17 protein-coding genes are annotated in these 20,041 nt (G+C 71.2%); 6 read left to right on the plus strand and 11 right to left on the minus strand.

Translation table 11 applies throughout. The features are described from left to right. Positions 1–7 precede the first annotated feature (7 nt). Positions 8–586 (plus strand): hypothetical protein, encoded by a 579-nt coding sequence (locus ACQPWW_RS14105; RefSeq protein WP_433132793.1) that lies wholly within the window; start codon positions 8–10, stop codon positions 584–586. Positions 587–1,025: 439 nt separating this feature from the next. Further along, positions 1,026–1,706 (plus strand): lytic polysaccharide monooxygenase auxiliary activity family 9 protein, encoded by a 681-nt coding sequence (locus ACQPWW_RS14110; RefSeq protein ID WP_433132795.1) that lies wholly within the window; start codon positions 1,026–1,028, stop codon positions 1,704–1,706. Between the two features lie 139 nt (positions 1,707–1,845). Here the strand turns inward: ACQPWW_RS14110 and ACQPWW_RS14115 are convergent, their stop codons facing one another. The 3 genes from ACQPWW_RS14115 to ACQPWW_RS14125 all read right to left on the minus strand — a co-directional run bounded on the left by ACQPWW_RS14115 (position 1,846) and on the right by ACQPWW_RS14125 (position 4,406). After that, positions 1,846–2,151 carry a hypothetical protein gene (locus tag ACQPWW_RS14115; protein WP_433132797.1) on the minus strand — a complete coding sequence of 102 codons (306 nt, stop codon included), beginning with the start codon at positions 2,149–2,151 and terminating at the stop codon, positions 1,846–1,848. Between the two features lie 326 nt (positions 2,152–2,477). Continuing rightward, positions 2,478–3,722, minus strand: coding sequence for a PQQ-dependent sugar dehydrogenase (locus tag ACQPWW_RS14120; RefSeq protein WP_433132799.1), 1,245 nt, complete (start codon positions 3,720–3,722; stop codon positions 2,478–2,480). A 129-nt stretch (positions 3,723–3,851) separates the two neighbouring features. Further along, positions 3,852–4,406: a hypothetical protein gene (locus ACQPWW_RS14125; RefSeq protein ID WP_433132801.1), complete on the minus strand. Its 555-nt coding sequence runs from the start codon at positions 4,404–4,406 to the stop codon at positions 3,852–3,854. 144 nt (positions 4,407–4,550) lie between these two features. Between ACQPWW_RS14125 and ACQPWW_RS14130 the strand changes: the two genes are divergently transcribed. The 3 genes from ACQPWW_RS14130 to ACQPWW_RS14140 all read left to right on the plus strand — a co-directional run bounded on the left by ACQPWW_RS14130 (position 4,551) and on the right by ACQPWW_RS14140 (position 7,581). Beyond that, positions 4,551–5,303, plus strand: a complete 753-nt coding sequence (locus ACQPWW_RS14130) for an MBL fold metallo-hydrolase (RefSeq protein ID WP_433132803.1) — start codon at positions 4,551–4,553, stop codon at positions 5,301–5,303. A 174-nt stretch (positions 5,304–5,477) separates the two neighbouring features. Then, positions 5,478–6,434 carry a cyclase family protein gene (locus ACQPWW_RS14135; protein WP_433132805.1) on the plus strand — a complete coding sequence of 319 codons (957 nt, stop codon included), beginning with the start codon at positions 5,478–5,480 and terminating at the stop codon, positions 6,432–6,434. A gap of 373 nt (positions 6,435–6,807) precedes the next feature. Continuing rightward, a complete protein-coding gene (locus ACQPWW_RS14140; RefSeq protein ID WP_433132807.1) occupies positions 6,808–7,581 on the plus strand; it encodes a hypothetical protein in 774 nt (257 codons plus the stop codon). A gap of 106 nt (positions 7,582–7,687) precedes the next feature. Here the strand turns inward: ACQPWW_RS14140 and ACQPWW_RS14145 are convergent, their stop codons facing one another. The 5 genes from ACQPWW_RS14145 to ACQPWW_RS14165 are packed head-to-tail and all read right to left on the minus strand — an operon-like array spanning position 7,688 to position 14,329. Continuing rightward, on the minus strand, positions 7,688–8,092 hold the full coding sequence (locus ACQPWW_RS14145; RefSeq protein WP_433132809.1) for a M55 family metallopeptidase: 405 nt from the start codon (positions 8,090–8,092) through the stop codon (positions 7,688–7,690). Beyond that, positions 8,022–8,516, minus strand: coding sequence for a M55 family metallopeptidase (locus ACQPWW_RS14150; RefSeq protein ID WP_433132811.1), 495 nt, complete (start codon positions 8,514–8,516; stop codon positions 8,022–8,024). The genes ACQPWW_RS14145 and ACQPWW_RS14150 overlap by 71 nt, the downstream gene beginning before the upstream one ends. After that, complete coding sequence (locus ACQPWW_RS14155) at positions 8,513–11,896, minus strand: S8 family serine peptidase (RefSeq protein ID WP_433132813.1); 3,384 nt, start codon at positions 11,894–11,896, stop codon at positions 8,513–8,515. Before ACQPWW_RS14155 ends, ACQPWW_RS14150 begins: the two co-directional genes overlap by 4 nt. A gap of 49 nt (positions 11,897–11,945) precedes the next feature. Next, positions 11,946–13,172: a hypothetical protein gene (locus ACQPWW_RS14160; protein WP_433132815.1), complete on the minus strand. Its 1,227-nt coding sequence runs from the start codon at positions 13,170–13,172 to the stop codon at positions 11,946–11,948. Continuing rightward, positions 13,169–14,329, minus strand: coding sequence for a HesA/MoeB/ThiF family protein (locus ACQPWW_RS14165; protein WP_433132817.1), 1,161 nt, complete (start codon positions 14,327–14,329; stop codon positions 13,169–13,171). The genes ACQPWW_RS14160 and ACQPWW_RS14165 overlap by 4 nt, the downstream gene beginning before the upstream one ends. A 429-nt stretch (positions 14,330–14,758) precedes the next feature. On the opposite strand from ACQPWW_RS14165, the gene ACQPWW_RS14170 reads away from it, so the two are divergent. Continuing rightward, positions 14,759–17,392 carry a tetratricopeptide repeat protein gene (locus ACQPWW_RS14170; RefSeq protein WP_433132819.1) on the plus strand — a complete coding sequence of 878 codons (2,634 nt, stop codon included), beginning with the start codon at positions 14,759–14,761 and terminating at the stop codon, positions 17,390–17,392. A gap of 11 nt (positions 17,393–17,403) precedes the next feature. On the opposite strand, the gene ACQPWW_RS14175 is transcribed toward ACQPWW_RS14170, so the two are convergent. The 3 genes from ACQPWW_RS14175 to ACQPWW_RS14185 are packed head-to-tail and all read right to left on the minus strand — an operon-like array spanning position 17,404 to position 20,031. Continuing rightward, on the minus strand, positions 17,404–18,264 hold the full coding sequence (locus ACQPWW_RS14175) for an oxygenase MpaB family protein (protein ID WP_433132821.1): 861 nt from the start codon (positions 18,262–18,264) through the stop codon (positions 17,404–17,406). Continuing rightward, positions 18,261–19,499, minus strand: coding sequence for an MAB_1171c family putative transporter (locus tag ACQPWW_RS14180; protein ID WP_433132823.1), 1,239 nt, complete (start codon positions 19,497–19,499; stop codon positions 18,261–18,263). The genes ACQPWW_RS14175 and ACQPWW_RS14180 overlap by 4 nt, the downstream gene beginning before the upstream one ends. Positions 19,500–19,506: 7 nt before the next feature. After that, positions 19,507–20,031 carry a hypothetical protein gene (locus tag ACQPWW_RS14185; RefSeq protein ID WP_433132825.1) on the minus strand — a complete coding sequence of 175 codons (525 nt, stop codon included), beginning with the start codon at positions 20,029–20,031 and terminating at the stop codon, positions 19,507–19,509. Positions 20,032–20,041 lie beyond the last annotated feature (10 nt).

A 20,041-nucleotide genomic window follows, 5' to 3' on the forward strand; every position in this document is an offset into this window, starting at 1 on the left:
AGCAGTAATGATTTCCCGAGAGAGTCTCGCGGGTTGGTACCGAAACCGCCTGGTGTGGGTGGCGGTGATCCTGGTGGCGGTGTCGGCTGGCGCGCTCGTACTTGTCAACCGGGACGACCCGGAGACAAAGCCGGCGGATCTGCAGACGCAGATCATGGCCCGGATGCGCACCACACTGGAACAGGCGGACCCGGGGCAGCACAACCACGCCGGACACAATGCCCAGCAGGCGGCCACCGGGGAGAAGCCGGCGGTGATCTGCGGGGTCCGCGTCTACGGCTACGAGCCGAGCGAGGTCACCGCGCTCGCCGACGTACGGACGGTCTACGGCTTCCACCTCTGCGGGATCGCCGAGCAGGGGCGTCCCTGGGACGTGGCGGTCAAGCTGGCCGGCCCGGTGATCATGGATCTGTCCACCGAGCCTCCGGGCATCCAGGTGGTCGAGGCGACCGCCGAGGTCATGTTCACCGACCGGCTGCGGCAGATGTTCCCGGCCAAGTACGCGGAGTTGGCGCTCAAGGAGGCCCTGGCCGAGTCGGAGATGGCCGACCAGCGCCGCCGGTACGACGCCGCGGCGGGGCTCTGACCATGCCGGGCGGTCGTACCCGCACCCACCCGGCTGCCAAGTCCGAAGCCGCGACACCGTCGGCTGCGCCACTCCCGCACCGGGTCCTGCGGCAGGTGTGAACCGTCCGTGTGCCGTAGTGGAAGCGCTTAGCGTCGCGGACCTCGGTGCGTGGACCCGGCGTTGATCCGGTGTCGGGTCGGCAACCCGTGCCGCACCGTCCGGGTGCGGGCGCCGGCTCAGGTGGGTCGACCGAGCGGCCCCGTCCGGCTGTTGATCCGTCGCCGCCGGCAGGGTGGGGGGTGGTTCCGGGGGAGCGCGCCCGACGGCGATCCCCGGTCAGCCTGATCCACACTCGACCAGAAATAGATCAGTATTGATATTTACGGTCATAGATGTAACAGTTGGTTTGGGAGCGTTCCCATTCTGATCTTTAGTACCGAAGAACGGAGGACGAACAGTGCGTCTACAAAAGTCCGATCAATCCACCGGGCGGTCCGGAGCAACCGTCCGTCGGTCCCTCCAGGTGCTCGTCACGCTGTTCGCCATGGTGGCCGGCACGCTGTCCTGGACCGGCGCGGCCCAGGCCCACGGCACCGTCATCAACCCGGCGAGTCGCGCCTACCAGTGCTGGAAGACCTGGGGCAGCCAACACACCAACCCGGCAATGCAGCAACAGGACCCCATGTGTTACCGGGCGTTCCAGGCCAACCCCGACACCATGTGGAACTGGATGAGCCAGCTGCGCGACGGCCTCGGCGGCCAGATCCAGGCCCGTACTCCGGATGGGCAACTGTGCAGCAACGCCCTCTCCAGGAACGACGCGGTGAACCAGCCCGGGGCATGGAAGACGACCACGGTCAGCCGCAGCTTCACGCTCCAGTTCTACGACCAGGCCAGCCACGGTGCTGACTACTTCCAGGTCTACGTCACCAAGCAGGGATTCAACCCGGCCACCCAGCGGCTCGGGTGGGGCAACCTTGACCTGATCACGACGACCGGACGCTACGCGCCGACGCAGAACATCTCCTTCAACGTCTCGACCTCGGGACGCAGCGGAAACCACATCCTGTTCGTGGTCTGGAAGGCATCACACATGGACCAGACCTACATGTGGTGCAGCGACATCAACATCACCTGATCGGCAGGACCAGCAACTCCGGCACCGCTCCGGCCCGGGACGGCAACGCTCCGGGCCGGAGCGGTGCCGCTGGCTGTCGTACCGCGGGGCGTCACTCGCAATCGAGGGTCGGCGCGAAGGCCCTCCCCATGGCTCGGCGTTACCGCTCGAGATGGAGGTTGCTGGCGATCCGGTCCACCGCCTGCTTCGCCTCGACCAGGCTCGTGCCGGTCTGCTTGCGGTAGGCGCGAACAGCATGGATCATCCGGCCGTTCTCCAGGTGCCTGACGACTTCTGGTTCCACGGGCTCGGCAATGCCGAGGTGATCCATTATCAGTTCGAGCTTCCGCTGGACGGCCGCGAGGTGGGTCGTCGAGCGGTGCCTCTCCTGGAACCAGGCTCCGACCGCAGCCCCCACCGACCCGATCGTGGCGATGACGAGAAATACTGCTTCCCACGGATCCATCAGCACATCCAATCACCGGTGCGCAACCGGAGGCACCACCGGCCATCCTGGCCGACGAGTTCGCGTACGGCTGCCGGTCGGCTGGACCGGGCGCTTCCCGTGACGACGTTCAGCGAGTAGCCCGGTGCGGCGGCCTGCCGCACCGGGCACGATCCTCAACCTGGCCGCGGCCGCGTACCGGCGAGCAGCTGGCGGAGGGCCGCAGCCCTCCGCCAGCTCGCGTGCGTACCGTCTCCGGCACCCCCGACGCCGTGAAGCATTCGGGGTCCGACACCCAGGCCGGGTGGTGGACGTGCACCCGGGGCGGCGTCGTACGGTGGGGCTGCTCAGCGGTTCGCCGCCCCGCCGCCAGCGGCTGGCTGGACCCGCTCGAACCGCACCTTGTTCAGCCAGCCCGGGAGGTCACTGAGCACGTACAGCTCGCCGTTCACATCGGCGCCGAACGCCGTCGGCTGGGTGGGGAAGGTGCCGATCTCGGCGGACTCGTAGCCACCCGTGGACGTGGGACGCACGGCGAACGCGCGGGTCGAGCAGTAGTCGCTCGCGATGTAGGTCCCCCGCGCCTCCGGGGTGACGGACCCCCGGTACACCAGGCCGCCGATGATGGAGCAGTTCTCCGTCATGTAGTGGTCGTACTCGACGATCGGGTCGGTGAGCCGCACGCCCGGCCGGCACTGCGTCTGGTCGAAGACCGGCGTGCCCTCTCGGCAGGACCAGCCAAGGTTCGCGCCACGTTGCGACGGGCGGATGTGGTTGATCTCCTCGATCAGGCCCTGGCCGACGTCGCCGATCCACAGCGAGTTGTCGGCCGGGTCGATGGAGAACTTCCACGGGTTGCGCAGCCCGTAGACCCAGATCTCCGGCCGCGCGCCCGCCGTGCGGACGAACGGGTTGTCGTAGGGCACGCAGTAAGGCTTGCCCCCGCAGGAGCGGTTGACGTCGATCCGCACGATCTTGCCGAGCAGGGTGCCCAGGTTCTGGCCGCTCTTGAACGGGTCGTTCGCGTTGCCGCCGTCGCCGGTGGACCAGTACAGGTAGCCGTCGCGACCGAAGGCCACCTGCCCGCCGTTGTGGTTGCCGAACTCGGCGTGCTCCTGGGTGAGCAGCACCTGCAACCGGTCGGGAGCGTTGATGGGCACTCGCGCCAGGGTCAGCGTCCCGGCCGGCAGGCTCGTGTAGGCCACATAGAGGATCCCGGTCCGCGCGAAGTTCGGCGCAGGGGTGATGCCGAGCAGGCCGCGCTCGTTGTCCGACGTGTCGACCCGGGCGGTCAGGTCGAGCACCGGCTCGGCGGCCAGGCCGGTGTCGGGGTGGTAGGCGCGGACGGTGCCGGCCTTCTCCGCGATCAGCATCCGGCCGTCGGGCAGTCCGGTGATCGCGATCGGACGCTGCAGACCGTAGGCCACCTGTTCGGATACCACTGTCAGCTCAGTGAGTGGTGCCGCGCGGGTGTGGGATGGGCCGGCCGCGGCGGTGCTGGCCACCGACGCCGGTGGCAACAGGAGCGCTGACAGGGCCAGAATGAGCAGCCCGGCCAGCATGGTGGCCGGGCGACGACGAGGTCGCGACATGTTCAGCTCCTCGAGCAGGTGGTGGTGGTGGACGCGGTCTGGGAGCGTTTCCACCATACATTGGTGAAGGTCGATCTCAAATCCGCGCCGCCGGCGACGATGTAGGTGCCGCATCACCCCCAGGCGATGTCAGCTCAACGTGAACGTCACGTCATCGACGTCGAAGGCCGTGACGCCGTTGCCGGCCGTCTCGCTGGCGAGGAAGCTGGCCGTCGCGGTGCGCTGGGTCGTCGCCGTCCCTGTCGACATGGCGTACTCCCGCCATTGCGACCCGCCGTCGAAGGCCAGGGAGAACCTCGTCTTCGGGGGTATCCCGGTGACCGCCAGCCCGACGTTCAGGTAGTCGCCGCGGGTGGTCTCCGTGGTGGTGGTCCGAACCCAGAAGCGGACCGTCAGGTTGCAGTCGGCTGGCACCGTGACGGTGGTGCGCAGCAGGTCGCCACGCGTCACGTCCAGTCCCGCGAAGGTGGCGTAGGCGAGACCCGTGTGTGCGGGTCGGGTCGCGTCGCCGAACACGACGATGCGGGGGCCGGCGGTCCAGCCAGTGGTGCCGTGCTCGAAGCCCGGGTTCGGGTGGATCTGCCCGGCGCAGGGCGCATCCGCCGCTGGCTGTCCGTAGGACGCGCCGCCTGTGGTCAGGAGCAGCAGGGCTGCAACCGTGGCGGTGGTGACAAGGGCCTTCATCAGTCCTCCCCCTGGAGATACATCCGTAGCTGTCGATATGAATCGACCATGCGTGATGGGACGTCGGTGCGTCAAGCCCGAGTAGAACTCCCAACCCCGGCCCGGGGGCGGGAGAGACGCCTGGCAGTCGGGCATGCTGGGCGGATGCGACAGGTGACCGTACTCGGTAGTTCTGGCGCCTTTCCCGAGCCGGGCCGCGCCTGTAGCGGGTTCGCTGTGGACTGGGACGGCTACCGCCTCGTGCTCGACCTTGGCTACGCCACGCTGCCGCGGCTGCTCGGGCACTGGCCGGATGGTGCGGTCGACGCTGTCGTCATCACCCACGAACATCCCGATCACTGCATCGACCTGCACGGGCTGTTCCGGATGCGGCTCTACGGCGGCGTCGGTGGACCACGCCTGCCGTTGTACTGCCCGCCCGGGGTGCTCGACCGGATCAGCGGCCTGGAGCCGGACGCCGACCTGTCCGCGGTCTTCGACCTGCATCCGCTGCCCGGCGCCTACCGGGTGGGACCGTTCGACCTGATCGGACTGTCGCTCCCGCACTACGTGCCCAACGTGGGCGTCCGCCTGGCGGCTGACGGGCTGGTCGTGGCCTACTCCGGGGACACCGGACCGACCCCGGTGCTTGCCGAACTCGGCCGTGACGCCGACCTGTTCATCGTCGAGGCCACCGACCGCGACGGCGAGACCAGCCAACCCACCCGCAATCTGATGACCTCCACCGAGGCCGGTCACTGGGCTCGCCGGGCGGGCGCCCGCCGACTGATGCTCACCCACTTCTGGCCGGGCAATGACCGGGCAGCTGCGGTCGCCGCCGCACGACTGGAGTTCGACGGTGCTGTGCTCGCGGCCGAGGAAGACCTCACCGTCCGGCTCGGAACGGCGGGCCGCTGACCGCCCTCGCTGCCACCGCGCCAGCGGTTGTCGCACCCGACCTTCCGGGCGGCCTGCCGCTGGCCCCCTGATGTACTGTCATGCCAGTTCAGCAGGCCCTTGGTAGATCGACGGAGGGCGGGACGCCGCTGCCGGCGGCACCTCGGCCGCGTGACCGGAGGAGTCGGTGCCCAGATGACGGCAGGGCGATCACTGCCCACCCAGGACGACGTGCTCGGATACTTCGACACGCTGTCGAACTGGGGACGGTGGGGCGACGATGACGAGCGCGGGACGCTGAACCACATCACCGACGACGTCCGGCTGGCGGCGGCGCGGGCGGTGCGGCACGGTAGGAGCGTGTCGTGCGCGTGGGAGATCGCCGTACCGCAGGACATGGAACGGGCGACGACGACGTGCCCGTGCGCCGCCGACATGCCGGGTGCCGAGAACATCCCGGTGCCCGCCTTCCACGCCGACCGGCGGTGGGGGTTCTCGTCTGAGCGGCTCGGCATCACGTTCCACGGCAACACCCTCACCCACGTCGATTCGCCGTGCCACCTCTACTGGGACGGCGCGATGTACAACGGGCGGCCGCACTCGTTGGTCGACGCCGAGACGGGATCGGCGTGGGCGGCCGTCACGGCCGCCGCGAACGGGATCGTCACGCGTGGTGTCCTGCTGGACGTCGCGGGGGTCCGCGGTGTGCAGTGGTTGGAGCCGGGGGAGGGCGTGTTTCCCGAGGATCTGGAGGCAGCCGAGCGCCGCCAGGGTGTGCGGGTGCGACCCGGCGACGCGGTGCTCCTGCGCACCGGCTTCGGCCGCTTCCGGCACGAGACCGGTGCGGCCATCGGTCTCACGCAGGCCGGTTGGCATGCGTCCTGCCTGCCGTGGCTGCACGAACGGCAGGTCGCGCTGATCGGCGCCGACACCCCCCAGGACGTTCAGCCGTCGGGGTACGGAGACGTGTTGATGCCGGTTCACGCCGTGAGCCTCGTCGCGATGGGTCTGTGGCTGCTGGACAACTGCGACCTGGAGGCGTGCGCGACGACGGCTGCCGAGCTCGGCCAGTGGGACTTCCACCTGGCGGTCGCGCCGGTCCGCTTCGCCGGTACGTCCGGTAGCCCGGTCAACCCGATCGCCACCTTCTGATCCCGGGCCCCGAGCGAGGCGGTGGACTGGCCGGGTGACGCGCCAGTCGATATTGCTGGATCGACTGCGGGTGTGCTGGAATGGCTCACATCGCGCCGCAGCACGGGGGCAACCGTGCTGGAAACGGGCAGCACGGGAGCAGCGCAGTGCCAGCGTCGCGCCACGTCGGCGGACGCGCCGCATCGCCGGGCCACCGTCACGACGACGGGCAGGCGTCCGTCGTACGCGCCCGGCCCCGTACTTCCACGACACCGAGACGCTCGCCCTTCGCCATGTCGAGATCGGCGACGTGGTACGCAGCGATCGCGATGTCCGGGGAAGGTACTCCGGCCCCTGCCCGCACGGGAGGGGCCTGACGTCATGGAGGATGACCATGCGCCGTTTCCTCGCGGTGTGCACCGCCGCCCTGATCCTCGGCACCACTGCCGGCAGCGTCCCGGCCGTCGCGTCCGGTGCCTCCGCCCGCTCCTGTAACCGTGGCCTGCTCTTCTGCGAAGACTTCGAGCGGTTGCCGACTGGCGGGGCCAGCACGCTGGACTGGGGCGTCGACACGCGCAACGGCACGCTCACCGTCGAGCGTGCCCGCCACGGCAACCAGGTGCTGCACATCCACACTGTGGACAACGGGCGCGCCTTCCTGCGCGTCGATGATTTCGCCGCGCCGGGCAACCGCTTCTACGGCCGGATGCGGCTGCGCGTCGACGCCTTCCCCACCGCCCCCGACTGGGCGCACTTCACACTTGTGGAGGCGACCGGCACCGGCAGTGCGGAGGTCGTCCGTCCCGTCGGCGGTCAGTACGCGCCAACGGTCCCCGGCACCTTCTGGGGTGTGGGCGCCGACGGCGGCCCGACCGGCGACTGGACCAACTGGCGCGAGTCCGCACCGGTCACGGAGGACACCTGGCAGTGCTTCGAGTGGAAACTCGACCCGACGGACAACCGGGTCGCGGTGTGGATCGACGGCGTGGCGAACCCGGAGCTGACCGCCTCCACGACCGAGCACGGCGGCAACGACGTGCCCTTCGTCCTGCCGACGGTGAACACGGTGAAGGTCGGCTGGCAGCTCTACCAGGGCGGTACCACACCTGGTGAATTCGACCTCTGGATCGACGACATCGCCCTCTCCACCAGGAGGCTCGGCTGCTGAGGGCGTTCGCCGGGAGGACGGCGGCCCGCGACGCGGGCCGCCGTCACCGGCTCCCGGCCGGCGCGCGACATCGGCCGGCGGCACCGACGGGAGGGTGGCGTCGGGCCTAGCCGGGCTTGACGCTGGCGAGTTGGACGAGCAGCTGAACCAGCCGATACGCCTCGGCGACGTCGGTGGCGTGGAAGGCGATTGTCCGGCCGCCACCCGTGCGAGTCACCCCCGGCACCAGGACCGCGAGGTCGACCATGTAGGGGTTGTGCAGGTCGATCTCGACGTCCACCGGCCCGGTCGTCTCCGGCGGGGGAATCGACGCGCGCCGGGTGACCGCCTCGGCGGCAGCGCGGCGCAGCCGCTCCCGCGCCTCCTGCGGGTGGAGGGCCACCGCGGCGGTCTGACCCACTGTCTGCTTGACGGCGACGGTGACCGCCGAGGGCACCAGCTCACTGAATTCCGTGCAGGCGGCGTCGTCCCCGCTGAGCAGAACCACAGGCACGTTCAGGTGTCCCGCCATGGCGACGTTGAGGCCCGATCTCACCCAGTGACCGCCCGTCCATCCGCACGTCGAGGATGGCGTCGCTGATCGTGTGCGCCAGCACGGCGGGCCCGGCGCCGGCCCGAGCGTGATAGCCGACGAACAGGACGGCATCGGTCTGTTCATCCAGCCCGGCGAGCATGCCCAGCGGGCGGGGTTTGCCCCGCACGAGCTGAGCACGCCGGTCGAGGTCCTCCGGCAGGAGGTTCCGGAACGTCCCGTGTGCGTCGGCGACCCACACCACGGCGTCGGGTTCGGCGTCGAAGACACCAGCGATCACCGCGTTGGCCTCGGCCGTCATCAGGGCGCGGCCGCGTTCGTAGTCGTACCGATCCGGATTCGTCTCGGTGGAATGCACGATCCCCGAGATCCCCTCCAGGTCCACCGAGATCAGTGCCTTCATGGATCCGGGACCATACGCGCTCCCGGCACCGCAGTCGACAGCACCGTGTACGAGTACGGCACCGCGGCGACCTCCGTACCGAATCCGGTGCGTGCGTCGAGGGCGGTCACCATCAGCGACCCGGTGACCGGTCCTCCCACCGGCTCGCCCGCGCCGAAGAGCACTGTGACCCGGCCGCTCTGCCCCGGCGCCAGCGTCAGCGGCGTGGCTGGCTCGGTCGACCCTTCGACCACCCGCCGCCAGTAACTGCCGGTGGACGACGTGATCCGGCGGTCGAGGAGTCGGGTCAGGGCGTTCGCCGCGCAGTCCACCCGGGCCGGCGGCTGGGGCGCGCCACCGAACGGGCCGGCCCGGTTGGCGTTACAGATCCAGGTCGTTGCCGACACCTCCGCCGACGAGACGACCACCTCCGAGCGCTGGCCGGCGGTTCCGGCCAGGTCCGGGTCACCGACGTAGTAACCGTTCTCGCCGTACGGCTGGGTGTCCAGCACGTGCGGCACCGCCGAGTCCGCCGACATCCGCAGCCGGGTCGTGCCGGTCGGTACCGCGAAGCGCGGGTAGACGTCGACAGCGGACACCGGTGTCTGGTACGTGGCGGACGCCACCGGCCGCAGCGGCACCTCGCCCAGGGCGTCCAGCCGGCCGTCCACGAGGTACGACGCCGGTGCCGTACCGGTGTTGGTGATGGTGAGGGTGGCTTCGGCCGGACGGCCCGCCGGCAGCACGGCACCCGCCGGCACACCGGTCGCCACCACCGACGCCGGGGCGAATCCCACCCGGCCGTGGAACGGCTGGCTGGTCCGGACAGTGGCGGTCGGCGCGGTGAGCACCAGTACCACTGTCCATCGACCTGGCTGCGGGGCACGCCGCACCAGATCCAACCGGGGCGGCGCAGTGGTCCCTGCGGAGCGCGAGCTGCTGGCCGCGAGCGGCATCCCGGCCGGGTCGACGAGCAGGCCCCAGACCTCCAGCCCCGGGTCGTCGCCGGCCCGCACCGAGACGGCCAGCGCCGGCTTTCCGGCTGGTACGTCGAGCTGGAAGCTGCGCCGTTGCCCGAGCAGCGCCCATCCGGCGAGGGCGCCGTTGCCGCCGGAGAAGGTGCCGGCGAAGCTGCCGCCGGAGGGACCGTTCGGCACCAGCGCCCGCAGCCCCAACGGCAGCGCCGCGTAGGTCGTCGCGCCGGCGACGACGGTCACGGCGGGCGAGGAGTCACCGGCAGTGGTCGGCAGGCGGACCGGCAACCGGGCGGTCCGCGTGGCGCCGGGCGGCACGACGACCGAGGGGCCGTTGCGCGTGGTCAGTCGCAGCGCGGTGACGTCGTAGCGAACCGTACCCACCGGTGGTGAGCCGTCGTCGCGGGTCCAGATCGCCACGGTCCAGCGGCCCGGCGACGGCCGGGCCACCGTCACCCGCCCGTACCCGCCGTTGCCCAGCGGTAGCGAGTAACCGGCGAGCCGACCGGCGGGATCGAAGACGCTCACCGCCACCGGCGCGGTATGCGACCGGGGATCCCAGGCCACCGCGGCGTGGAGCTGATCGGTCCCGCCGGGCACGGCGACCGGCACCCGGCGGGCGTTCGCCGGTACGCCGTCGGAGTCGGCGAAGGCCGTGCCCGTCCCCGCGACCGGCGTCACCTGGCCGGCGGCGAGGCTGCGGGCCGGCGCGGTGGACCGCAGGCCGACGGTGACGCGACGGGCGTGGCCGCTCGGATTGGTGAGGTGCACCGCCACCGGCGTGACCCGCCCCGCCGCGCCGGTGACGCTCGCCGTCGAGGTGGCGACAAGCAGCCCCGCCGCGTCCCGCGAGGCCGGCCGACCAGCGGACCCGGTAGGGGCGGCGGAGTCCGGGTGGTCGGTCAGGGCGGCGGCCAGCCGCACCGCGGCGAGGGTGTCCACCCGCCCGGCTCCCTGCTGGTCGGCCGGCTGCCGCAGGTCGGTCGCGGAGCTCATGAGGATGCGTTTGACCTGCTCGGGGGTCGGTGTGCCGCCGGTGTGCCGGCGTACGGTCTGGATCACCAGCGCCGCCGCTCCGGCCACGAACGGCGCCGCCGCGCTGGTGCCGCCGAACAGGAAGAACGGGCTGGGGGTGCCGCCGTCGAAGAAGGAGACGCAGCTCTGGTAGCGCGCGGTGTCGGTCGAGCAGGCCGCCCACCCGGTGTCGCCGGGCGCCACGAGGTCGACGGTGCGGGGTTCGGCCTGCGCGGTGCCGCCGGAGCTCAACGCGGACACCGAGTCGGACCGGTGGCCACCGTCGCCGAGCGGCGACCCGCCGTACCCGAGCTGGCCGTACGCGCGCAGTTGGGTGCTCGCGCCCACGGCGATGACGTCGGGGTCGCTCGCCGGCGAACCAAGGGTTCCGTCCGGCCCGGCGTCCCCGGTGGCCACCACCACCGTCACTCCGGCCGCGACGGCCGCGTCGTTGGCCAGCCGCAGGGCGTTGGCGGCCGTGTCCGGATAGCCGAAGCCGACCAACGACTCGTTCAGCACGTCGACGCGTTCGTGGAGCACCGCCCACTCGATGCCCTGGAGGACAACCGACGTGGGCGCCGCGACGTTGCTGAAGACCTTGGCGACGTGCACGGTGGCGGCCGGTGCGACGCCGAGGATGCGCATCGGGCACGGTCCGTCGGGGCGGTGCGCCGGATGCGCGTACCGCCCGGCGTCGTAGACGCCGACGCCCTGGGCCGCCACGACGCTGGCGTCGCCGAAGGACTCCAGGATGTACGAGGGGGCGTCGAGGCCGTCGCCGGTGAAGTCGGCGTAGCCGGCCACCACCGACCGCCCGTCGCGGACGAACTCGGCCGCCGCCGGATCGATCGCCCCGCCGAGCACGCCGACCCGCACCCCGGACCCGTCGGCCAGGTCGTGGGCACCGGGCCCCTGGGCCGACCCGACGGTACGCGTCAACGCCAGCCCTTCCGGTTCGGTAAGCGGCGGTTGGTCCGGCCCGGCGCAGGCGCGGTCACCCGTCGGGGCCCCGCCGGCCGGTGCTGCGGGCCGGCTCGGGGCGACCGGTTGGCGCAGTCGAAGCGGGGTGTCGGGCAGGACGGCTCGTACCCCGGGTCGGGTCGCCAGCTCCGCGGCGGCCCGCTCCGGCAGCGTCGTGGCGATGGCGTTCACCAGGCGCAGGGGTGTCACCCGGGTGGCGCCGACGCGGCGCAGGTCGGTGACCATCGGTTGCTGGTCGGCGGTGATCCGGGCGGCCCGGTCGGCGAGCCGTTGCCCGGCAGCGGTGTCGTGCTGGTCGGCGAGGACGACGATGACGGCCCGGACCGGCCCGTCGGCGGTCGCCGCCGGTGGGGCCACGGCGGCGACCGGTCCGGTGGCCAGGGCCGGCGTCAGTAGGGCGGCCAGCAGTCGGTGCGGCGCGGTCAGCGGCACGGGAGGCGTCCTCACTTCCTGGTGACGGGCATTGCGGTGGACGAGCCGATCAGGTGGTGGCACGCCGTTCGGTGACGAGGACCCAGCCGAAGGTGGCGAGTTGCAGGGCGACGAGCGCGAGGAAGCCGACGCCGTTCCAGAAGGCGAGTCCGTCGACCGGAGCGTCGAGTCCGTCGATGGCCAGCCGGACCATCGTCACCATGGCGGGCACCGTGAGGGCCAGCAGCGCCGCGGTCACGGCGAGCGAGCCCAGCAGGTAGAACGGCGCGTACCAGCGGATGATCCCCAGTTCCCGGGCCGGCACCCCGCCGAGGTCGTGCGCCCGGTCGCGGCCGACCATCCGCCGCAGTTGGTTGGCCAGCCACCGCCGGGTGTCACCCATCAGGTCGCCGAGGCGCAGCCAGTTGCCCAGGACGTAGTAGATGTCGGTGCGCATGAACACCAGGAACTGGTAGACCACCGACAGCGTGAGCGTGTAGACGACGCCGCGCACCAGCCGCTCGTGCACACCGGCGAGTTGCAGCAGCAGGCAGGCCGACATGAGCAACAGGTCCCAGGTCAGCCCGGCCAGGTACGGGGCGTAACGGCGGCGCCTGGGCACGGACCGGACGGCGGACATCTCCGTCTGCGCGACCAGGAACCACAGCCGTCGGCTGATGGAGAGCCGTCCGGTGACACCCAACGCCCGCACGGTGGCCGCGTGCGCCAACTCGTGCAGCAGCACCAGGATCCAGGCCACCATCGCTACGACCAGTGCGTTGGCCAGCACCCCGTCCAGCAGGAACGCGTCGGCCGGGGTGGGTCGCAGCGAGGGAACGAACGCCAGCAGCAACGGCACGGTGAGCCAGCCGCCGACGTAGAGCGGCCGCATCGGCGGCGCGAGCAGCCAGGAGACCCGGTGCGGCGGCAGGTTCGCCAGCACCGCCACTCCCCGGCGGGACACCTCGGCGCCGGCGGCCGGTGCGGCGCCCACCCCGGTCGCCGGTGCGCCTCCGTCGCCCGTCGCGGCGTCCACCCGCAGGAAGCCGCAGGACGCGATGCCGTCGAGGAAGTCGTCGAGGTCCGGCTCGGTGCCGTACCGGTCGGCGAACCGCCGGCGGACCTCGCCGAGCGGCAGTCCCTCACCGAGCCACCGGACGAGGTCGACGCCCTCGGCCGGCAGCTCGACGAAGTCGCCGGTGTCGACCCGGCCGACCTCGCACACACCGTCCTCGCTCTCGCCGATGTGCAGCGGATGCAACCGGACGACAGTGGTGTCGGCGAGCGTGCTTGTCACGTCGCGGACCCGGACGCGACGGTGGCCCGCTGGCCGCCGGGGCGGGGGACCCGGCCGTCCGGGCCGCAGGCGGCGCAGTCGTCGAGCAGTGTGCCCTCGGCGAACTGCGTCTCCATCCGGTGCACGTCGACGACGAGCTTCCGGCCGGTAATGACCGGTTCCGCCATGCCGGTGAGGTGCTTGACGGCCTCCAGGGCGGCCAGGTTGCCGATCATCCCGGCCATCGGCGCGTTGCACGGGTTGATGGTCCGGTCGCCGATCACCCCGACCACGTACTCGGCCATCGGCGCGTACTCCGGGTGGTTGGCCGCGGCGTCCTGCTCGACGCACTGGAAGCAGGCGGTCTGGTAGGGCACGTGCAGGAAGAGGCTGACCGTGAGGCCGTCGTTGGAACCGCGCATCCAGGCGGTGCCCTCCCGCAGCGCCGCCTCGTTCAGCCACTGGTAGAGCGTGAGTCGAGGCCGGTCAGCGGCGCAGATCACCAGGTCTCGGCCGGTCATGCAGGCGCGGGCGGCCTCCACCCCGTCGACCCGCGCGTTGCGCGCGCTGATCCGCACGTGCGGGTTGATCTCGGTGAGCCGGCGGACGGCGGCGGCCACCTTGGGCTGCCCGACGTCGGCGTCGGTGTAGAGCACCTGGCGGTTGAGGTTCATCAGCTCCACGTCGTCGTCGTCGACGAGCAGGATGTCCCCGACGCCGATGGCGGCCAGGCTCATCGCCACGTAGGACCCGAGGCCGCCGATCCCCAGCACCGTCACCCGGGCGTCGCGCAGGCGGAGCTGGAAGTCGGCAGCGGTCAGCGGCGGCTTGTGGAAGTAGGAGAAGAACTCCAGGTTGCGCCGGTACCGCTCGCGTTCCACCGCCGGCAGCCGGGCCGGCGGGGGTACGGCGGCGTCCTCCACGAAGCCCATGCCGATCAGCGCGTCGACGGAGTCGTCGACGTCGGCGGCGGTGATGTTCGGATCGTGCTCGGCCATCGCGTCCGCCAGCTCGGGCCGGGTGCGCGTACCGTCCAGCAGGCTCAACAGGCGCCAGGTGTTGCCGTGCTCGTCGTCGACCATCTCCGAGGCGATGCCGTAGTCGCCACCGCCGATGCGGATGCGGCCGTCGCCCAGCGGGATGGGTGGAAACACGCTCTTGATACGGGGTCGCCTCATCCGTACTCGCTCCTTCGGTTCCTGGTGGGGTCGACCGTCGCCCCCTCGTCGTCGTGGCGGTCCTGGCCACCGCCCGTCCGGGCGGTGGCCAGGACAGTCGGGTCAGCAGTCCGTGCAGGGGCTGCAAGCGCAGATGACAGTGGTCTCGATCTTCTCGAGACGACGGATCTGGATCTTCATGGCGACACCTCCCTCCCGGAGTTGCAGGCTGGTCCGACCGCGACCGGCGCAGGCCGCCGGCGCCCGGACCAGCACCTCGGTGAAGTGTGTGGCGAGCCGCCGGACCGTGGTTGGATTCCGGACGACTCCGGACGGTCACCACTTGTGCGCGCGGTGTCCCGGCGGATCAAGGACAGATCCGGTGACGCTGCCCGACGGCAGGGGTCTAGTAGGAGCAGAAATCCGAGATGAGACCGTCCAGGAGCTGCCGTGACCGAGTCGCTTTCGAGTGGAAGCGGGGTGGCGCCGCCGGATCCCGGACGGGCCGACTCCCTGGACGAGGTGGCGCAACGACTACGGACCCTGAAGGTCTGGGCCGGTGACCCGTCCTACGACACGATCAAGAATCGGATCAACGCGGCCTGGAAGGCCACCGGCCGACCCGGCGTGATTGCCCGGAGAACGACGGTCGCCGACTGTTTCAAGGGCGGCCGACGGCGGCTCAACACGGACCTGGTGATCGCCGTTGTCGAAGCGCTGCATCCAGACGTCGGGTACGCGGCGCAGTGGCGGCAGGCGCTTCGGGTCGTCGGCGGGGAAGCCCGGGCCGCGTCGCAGGTGCGCGTCCAGGACAACCTGCCGCAGGACCTGGCCGACTTCGTCGGTCGTACCGCCGCGCTGAACCGGATCCGACAGGAGCTACGCAGGGCCGACGTGGACGGTGCCCGGGTCGTGCTGGCGATCCAGGGGATGGCGGGCGTCGGCAAGACCCAACTCGCCGCCCACGCCGCGCACGCCGTGCACCGCGGAAAGCCGTTCGACCGGATCCTGTTCGTCAACCTTCGCGGGTTCCACCCGGACCCCAATCAACCGCCGGCCGATCCAGCCTCGGTCCTGGAGGGCTTCCTGCGCCTGCTCGGCGTCGCCGGTCAGCAGATCCCCTACGACCTGCCCGCCCGGATCGCCACCTACCGCCGCCTCCTGGCGGGCACCCGCACCCTTGTGGTGCTGGACAACGCCAGCGACGCCGAACAGGCCCGCCCGCTGCTGCCCGACACTCCGGGCTGCCCGGTGCTGATCACGAGCCGGCGCGACCTCAGCGAGTTGCCGCACGCCACCCCGCTCACCGTGGACCTGTTCACCCCGGACGAGTCGGCTGCCCTGCTCGCCGTGGGCGGGGCGCCGCTCCCCGGCGGCTCAGACCCGAACGCGATGGCCCGGATCGCGCAGCGGTGCGGTCACCTCCCCCTCGCGCTCGGGCTGGTCAACGCCCACCTCAGAAGCACCTCCGGCTGGACGTTGACCGACCATGCCGACCGGCTCGACGAGCGTCACCGCCAGCAGCGCCTCGACCTCAGCGTGGAACTCGCCTTCGATCTCTCCTACCGGGACCTGCCCACCGACCGGCGTCGGCTGCTGCGCTTCGTGGCGGAGCATCCCGGCGATGATTTCGACGCGCCGGCCGTCGCTGCCCTCACCGGCGTCTCCGTGTCCGACGCGGAGGTCCACCTGCGCCACCTGCACCGGGATCACCTGCTGAAACAGGCCACCCCTGGCCGGTACGCCCTGCACGACCTCATTCGCGCGTACGCCGCCAGCCGGTGCGGCGACGAAGACCCGCCACCCGAACGGCGGGCGGCGCTGACCCGGCTGTTCGACTACTACGTGGCCACCAGCGCCGCTGCCATGGACGTCCTGTATCCGGCCGGGTCGCACCGCGAGGAGCCCTCCGGTGGTGTCACGGTGGCGACTCCGCTCGACTCGGACACCGCCCGCGGCTGGCTGGACACCGAACGCCCGGCGCTGGTCGCCGTCGCCGCGCACACCGCCGCCCACGGCTGGCCCTCGCACAGCACCCGGCTGTCGGCCAGCCTGTTCCAGTACCTGCACGGGGGGTATCCCACCGACGCCCTGGCCATCCACGAGCACGCGCGGAGCGCCGCTCGCCGGGCCAGGGACGCCGCCGGCGAAGCCCATGCCTCGACAAGCCTCGGCGCCACGTACGCGCAGCTCGGCCGATACGGGCCGGCCACCGAGCACCTCCAGCAGGGCCGGACCCTGTTCCGACGAATCGGCGACCACGTCGGCGAAGCCCGCGCGCTTGTCAACCTCGGTGTCATCGAGTCGCAGCTCGGCCGCAACCGGCCCGCCGTCACCAGCTACGGCCGGGCCCTGGCCCTGTTCCGGCAGGCCGGCCACCAGGCCGGGGAGGCACACGCGTTGAACAACCTCGGTGAGGTCGAGGCGCAACTGGGTCAGTACGCGCTGGCCGCCAGGCACGCGCAACGATCCCTGATCCTGTTCCAGCGACTCGGCGGTCGTACCGGTGAAGCCTGGACGCTGAACACCCTCGGCGACATCGAGATACGGCTGGGTCGGCACAGCGCCGCAGTGGTCCACCTGGAGCGGGCCCTGGCGATGTACCGCCAACTCGGCAATCACACGGGTGAGGCCTGGACGCTGAACAGCCTCGGCACGCTACACACCCGTCTCGGTCAGGTCAGCTGCCACCACCAGCAGTCGCTGGACATCTTCCGCGAGACCGGCGAACGGTACGGGGAGGCCAGCGCGCTCAACGGAATCGCCGAGGCCGTTCGCGTCACGGGCGACGTCGATGCCGCTCTCGCCCACCACAGCGCGGCACACGCGATCGCTGTCGAGATCGGCGCGTATCACGAGCACGCCCGTACCCACGCCGGACTCGGTCACGCCCACCGCGCTCTCGGAGCCCCCACCTCCGCCCGTGACCACTTCCGCCGGGCGCTCACCCTCTACACCGACCTCGACATGCCCGAGGCCGAACAGATTCGCGCCCAGCTCACCGCCCTCGACGGCAACGGCGGCGGGCACGAAGGCCCGGATCCGGCGGCACACCTCCTGGTGAGCACCCTGAGCTGTCGTTGACGACCGCCGCGCTACTCGGGTACGCGGTCGTGCCGCGGACCGAGCCGGCTGATGTCGTACCCGTCGGGGTAGCTCTTTGTGGTGATCCCGTCGGCGAACAACGCCGTCGTCCGGGGCGCGCCGAACCACCGCTGCCACCGCGAGCGCATTTTCAGCGCCGCGTGCAGGCCGGCCCGGACCGGCCACCCCGGCTCGGCGACCCCCGTGGCGCGCCGCAGCGGCGCGTCGTAGATGGCGCTGACCAGCGCGTTCCCCAGCGGTGCGAGCATCGGTGGAATCCGGCTGAGCATCAGCATCCGGGTGGCCCGCTCGATGGCCGCCGCGTCGTCGTTGGGTTGCAGGTGAGCGGCATCGTGGGCGTCGAACCAGGTCTCGAACTCGTCGTACGACCCGGGGATGTCAGTGATGCCCATCCGCCGGCCCAGCTCCCGGTAGAACAGGTACGTGGCCTGCCGTTCGTGGCAGCAGGGCGGGCGCCAACCGTACTGTCGCAGCCACCGCGTCGGGATCACCACGAGGCAACCCAGCACGTAGCGGAAGTCGTCGTTGCTGATGTCGTACGGGCGGTGGATCTGATTGACGCGCCGCAACGCGTCCCGACCCCGCGGCTGCTCGAACCCGTTGAGCACCATCTCGTACATCAACAGGCCGGTGTCGTCGATCCGCTTCTGGGTGCGTTCGGTCAGCTCACCGGTGGCCGTGTGCACGGCGGCGATGGCGGGAACGGAGAAGGACCTGTTGAAGGCCAGGTTGAGCCCGAGTTTCATGTCCCACGGAAACTCGTACCGCAGCATGGTCTGGTAGATGGCCAGGTAGTCGCGCTCCGGGTCCAGAGCACGGGTCCGGGTCAGGTTCGCGTAGCGGCCTCTCATCGGCGGGCGTCTCCAGCGGTGGGATGCGGGGCGCTCGCGGCGGTGAGCGTCCGGCTGGTGGCGAGCGTCTGCGCCACCACCGGCGAGCGGGCGTAGGCGTCGGTGACGAGCGTCAGCCACGCCACCTCGCCAGCGTAGCCATCGTCCGGTCGGTGCAACTCGTCGGCGGGCTGCGGGCTGGCGGCCACGAGACCGGCCGCGTGCCGACGCAGCGCGCAGGCCAGGTGTGCGGCCTCGACGGCTGCCTGCCGCTCCTGGGTGGTCAGTCCGGCCTGCTCGGCGAACTGCTCGGCCAGCGCCGTCACACTGACGTCGCTGTACGGGCGCAGCGCCAGGCGGCCGTCGCGGATCTCGGCCACCCGGCGGGTCAGCGCGTAGTCGACGTCGCGCGCCGCCGTGAGGGGTCGGCGGAGGGCGCTGTCGAGTTCCAACTCGGGCAGGGCCGCGATGAGGTCCCGCCAGAGCGGTTCGAGCCGCCGGTAGGAGTGGAAGTCCTCCCACCGTCGGGTGATCCGCAGGGTGGGCCCCCACGCCGGCATGGTGAGGCCGATCGTGATGAGCAGCGCGCCGATGGTCACCAGGACCGCGGCGATCTGCCGCTCGCCGGTGGGGTGGTGGCCGGCCCAGTAGGCGACGAGATACGCGATCTTGTTGACGCTGTAGAGCAGCGCGAAGGCGGCGCCGACCGCGGTGATGCGCAGCCCACGGCGCAGCCAGGGCCGACCGCAGATCTTCGCGAAGCTCCAGCACAGCCGGGTGATGTCGAAGCAGTACGCGAAGAAGCCGAGCAACAGGAAGATCAGCAGGTAGGCGGTCACGACGGGGTCGGTCGCGTACTCGACGGTCAGGAGCACCGGCTCGTCGTAGCTGAGGGTGTAGGCGAAAAGACCGGCCATGACGAGGAACGCGAGCGCGGTGACCCACACCCAGACGCGGGCGCGGGCGGCGGCCTTCGCCGGGGGAAGGGCGAAGTGCAGGAGCATGATCTCGGCATTCGCCGAGATGGTCAGCGCGCAGCCGTGAGAGATGACCTTGGCCAGGTTGGGGAGGTCGGACGCCTGGTCGATCGCGGTCGCGATCGGCGGGATGGCGGCGGTGATCCCGGCGGCGAACGCCCCGAGGCCCATACAGATGGCACGGCGGGCCCGGCTCGGGTGCCGGCGCTGGAGTCGCACCATGTAGGCGAAGGCGATCCAGCCGGCTACGGCACAAACGCTGTACAGGACGGTATCCATCGCTCCGTTACCAGTGGGGGTGCTCGAGTGAGTGCCGCAGCCGGCCGTACAGCTCGGCGTCCTGGCCGTCCAGTGGTTCGTCGTCCACGTCGCCGCGCTCGCCACGCAGCCGCCGCAGGAGCAGCGAGCCGATCATCTCTGCTTCACGTTCCTCGGTCGCTGCGTAGTTGCTGCGGCCGAGGCTGCGCTGGACCAGCTGCGGGTCGAGGTCCGGCAGCAACAGTCGGGACGCGTTCGCGTCGAGTACCTCGGTCGCCTGGTGGCCGGCGAGCAGGTGACCCAGCTCGTGGCCGATGATCAGCTGTTGGTGCAGCGGCGAGGTGTCCTGCTCGAAGAAGATGGCGTCGAAGTCACCGGTCGGCACGCACATCCCACACACCGTCTGCGCCGGCAGCTTGATCGGCACCAGGTGGATGGGCCGGCCGCGGCGTTCGCCGAGGGCGTCGCAGAGCGTCTGGATGTCGAACGGCTCCGGCACCTCGAGCTCGGCGACGATCCGCTCGCAGCGCTTGCGTAATCGGTACAACCTCACGTCAGCGTTC

The organism is Micromonospora sp. CA-240977 (assembly GCF_050942285.1).
Lineage (GTDB): Bacteria > Actinomycetota > Actinomycetes > Mycobacteriales > Micromonosporaceae > Micromonospora.